Annotated in this window: 1 protein-coding gene; it reads right to left on the reverse strand. The window is 21.1% G+C overall.

Annotated elements, in window-relative coordinates; genetic code table 11:
• Nucleotides 1-237: hypothetical protein (locus ABD946_RS43320; RefSeq protein WP_345288198.1), on the reverse strand; the 237-nt coding region annotated here is incomplete at both ends.

The raw sequence follows: 237 nt of genomic DNA on the forward strand, positions 1-237 counted from the left end.
TTTTTTTTCTTCTTTTTTCTTTTCTTTTCTTTTCTCTTTTCTCTTCTCTCTCTTTTCTCTTTTCTTTTCTTCTTCTCTTTTTTTTTCTTTTTTTTCTTTCTTTTCTTTTTTTCTTTCTCTTTTTTTTTCTTTTCTTTTTCTTTTCTTTTTTTTCTTCTTTTCTCTTTTTTTCTCTCTCTTTTTCTTTTTTTTTCTTTTTTTTTCTCTCTTTTTCTTTTCTTTTCTCTCTTTTCTTTT

This window comes from Kitasatospora albolonga (assembly GCF_039535905.1).
Classification (GTDB): Bacteria; Actinomycetota; Actinomycetes; order Streptomycetales; family Streptomycetaceae; genus Kitasatospora; species Kitasatospora albolonga.